The organism is uncultured Clostridium sp. (assembly GCF_934754915.1).
In the GTDB taxonomy this organism is placed as follows: Bacteria; Bacillota; Clostridia; order Clostridiales; family Clostridiaceae; genus Clostridium.
Genome location: NZ_CAKVKB010000265.1, coordinates 1 through 2,818, shown reverse-complemented (window position 1 = coordinate 2,818; position 2,818 = coordinate 1). Strand labels below are relative to the sequence as shown.

Annotated in this window: 2 protein-coding genes; one reads left to right on the top strand and one right to left on the bottom strand. The window is 33.6% G+C overall.

The genetic code is table 11. The features are described 5' to 3' along the window. Positions 1 to 391: 391 nt before the first annotated feature. Positions 392 to 670, top strand: coding sequence for a DUF2316 family protein (locus Q0F58_RS18595; protein ID WP_294379419.1), 279 nt, complete (start codon positions 392 to 394; stop codon positions 668 to 670). Positions 671 to 1,000: 330 nt separating this feature from the next. On the opposite strand, the gene Q0F58_RS18590 is transcribed toward Q0F58_RS18595, so the two are convergent. Beyond that, the gene (locus Q0F58_RS18590) at positions 1,001 to 2,335 is read right to left on the bottom strand and encodes an FAD-dependent oxidoreductase (RefSeq protein WP_294379417.1); all 1,335 of its coding nucleotides are present in this window, start codon (positions 2,333 to 2,335) and stop codon (positions 1,001 to 1,003) included. Between the last annotated feature and the right edge of the window lie 483 nt (positions 2,336 to 2,818).

Genomic DNA, 2,818 nt, shown 5'->3' with positions numbered 1-2,818 from the left:
ATGAGGCTAATTTAGGAATTCCTAAATTAGCTAAAGTAGCTCTAAAAAAGAAGATAAAGGGAACGTTTATCGAAGAGTTACTTAAAGAAAGTAAATTACTATAAAACATGATACCTGTGAGCACTTTCTAAAGTGTCAACAATGTTCGCTAATTGTACATAGCGAACATATATTATAATGTGACGTATTTTGCTAGTAATGACCTATTAATTTTGGGAAAAGACTCGATGACTTATATGTCATCGAGTCTTTTTATAACTACATATTTTTTAAGAAAAAAGCTGATTATAGGGTGCTTGTATGCATAAGTAATATTGGTGATGTCCTACTCTTGTGGAACATTAGCTAAACCTTTATCAGCATGATTTTAATAGCGAAAGAGAGGAATAAAATGTCTTTAAATTTTATAGAGCGTATCAAGACTAGTAAAGAGCTTCGTCAAAATCTAAAATTAAGTCATTTGACTATTGAACATGCAGCCATTGACTTAAATACTTCTGTACAAAAAGACAATCAAATATTAGAACCAGATCGCGTCTCACCTGAAGATCCTTGGATTTTGAAAGAATATTTATCGAATAAGCTACAAAGCCAAAGAATAATTGGCTATCCCTATTCAAAACTAGTTGGTGACTTTCGTGATTATTGGTTTTTGGATACAAAAAAATAGCCAACCAGCAACTATCAAAATAATTACAGACAAAAATGATCTTATACTCAAAAAATTCTCCATTTTTTAAGTATAAGATCATCTTTTTTCGTTGTATTTTATGTGGTTAATCTCACACCAGCTTGCCCCAGAGAATAGCGTTCTGCATGACATGCTCTCACTGAAGGTGATCATACAATGATAAATTGCCATGTCACGGCGTGACCCATTGGTGCAATGTATCATGTACCCCCTCAAAAAAACACTAGGGTATACTGAAGTGCCATAAAAAAGTTAGGCATTTAGATAAGACCTTGAGTATTTTTGTTTTAATTTGTTATAAATGATTTATTAAATTTGATCAAACAAATCATTTAATGCTTCCGTCATTGTTGGATGCGTGTATATTTGATCGCGCAAAGTCTCAGCTGAAAGATGATTTTGCATCGCTAGACTAATGATATTAATCGTCTCAAATGATTCCTCAGCATAAATAGTTGTACCCAAAATTTGATGTGTCTGTGGATCTATTAATGCTTTATAGCTACCTCTTGGATTACCAATTACTTGTGTCTTAGGAACACTAGCTGCTGGCATCTTCAGTACTTTATAATCAATGCCTGCCTCATTCAGCTGTGCCTCTGTTTTTCCGACACTACTAATAGCCGGATTTAGAAAAATAGTATTCGCAAATACTGGTCGATTTAAACGACTTCGTGTCTTATCGCCATATAGATGATTAGCCATAATACGCCAATCATCTAACGAAATATACGTGAATTGTGGCCCGCCGGTAACATCACCTAAAGCATAGACATCTTTAGCATCTGTTTCTAGTATATCATTGACTAAAATTTCACCGTGTCTACCTGTTTTAATACTAGTTCTTTCTAGGTGCAAATCGGTCACATTAGCTTTACGTCCCGTAGCAACTAATAACCCATCGGCCTGTATATTTTTAATCCCTTTTGGTGTGCTTATAGTTAATGTAACACCATCTAGTGTATCATTTACACCAGTTAAGTTGCTTTCTAACAAAAAGGATACACCATCCTCCTCTAAATCATTTTTAGCTTGTTCGGCAATTTCAGGCTCAAAGTGTCCTAAAATCTTAGATGATTTATCAATGATGGTCACACGGCTACCAAATTGTGCATACATTGATGCAAATTCCAAGCCAATTGGTCCACTACCAAGAATAACTAATTCCTTTAATTGTTTATCTTTTACAAGTAAGTCTGTGGACGAATAAACATGTTTACTAGCAAGCAATCCATCAATATTAGGCCAAATTGGTGTTGCTCCTGTATTAATAAAAATACGATCTGCAGTTAAAGTTTCCTGCCCTGAGTTATCAGATACTCGTACCGTATGGTCATCCAAAAATTCAGCAGTAGCTGTTAAAACAGTGGCTTCTTGTAAATCAGCCACCTTATGGTAATTTTTATTACGTAGCATTGCTGTTAGGGCATTTTTCTTTTTTAAAGCGACTTCATATTCTATACCCCGGTGGGCATTAATAATCATGTTTTTAGTCGGTAAACAAGCAACATTAATACAAGTCCCGCCATACATGTTGGGATCTTTTTCAATAATTAATACTTCTTCACCGTGTTTTGCAAGTGTTCCTGCAAGTGTTTTACCCGCTTTTCCAAATCCAATAATAATATTACTAAAATGTTTCATTATTCACCTTGCTATTCAAGAATTTAATGATGTGATCGAATCACAAATCAGGATCTAAAATAATTAAGTAATTAAAATTATTTAGAAATAATTTTTGAATCTAATTCCCAATTTGGATGTTATTTTTTGTACAAGATTATTGCAGCAATGTTCTGATATTTTCATACTCTGATCCCCCTCAATCAATTATATATAATTCAATTCTTTTAACGCAAATTTATTGTCCATATCAGGATCCAAGATAAGGCAAGCAGGTGTGAATTTTTAATGGATTATCAAAAAGAAAGGTGTTTGAATTAGCTGTTTCTTTAATTGATACCGACAATCCCCTCAATATCAGACGGTTTATTTATCAAAGGAATGTTTGCTTCTTTAAAGTGGATGACAACATTCTATTTTAGAAATTGCAGATGGTAAATTATCTAAAAGGGGCGATAATTAAATCGCCCCTTTGAAAACTGATTAAAACAGCCCCCATTATCT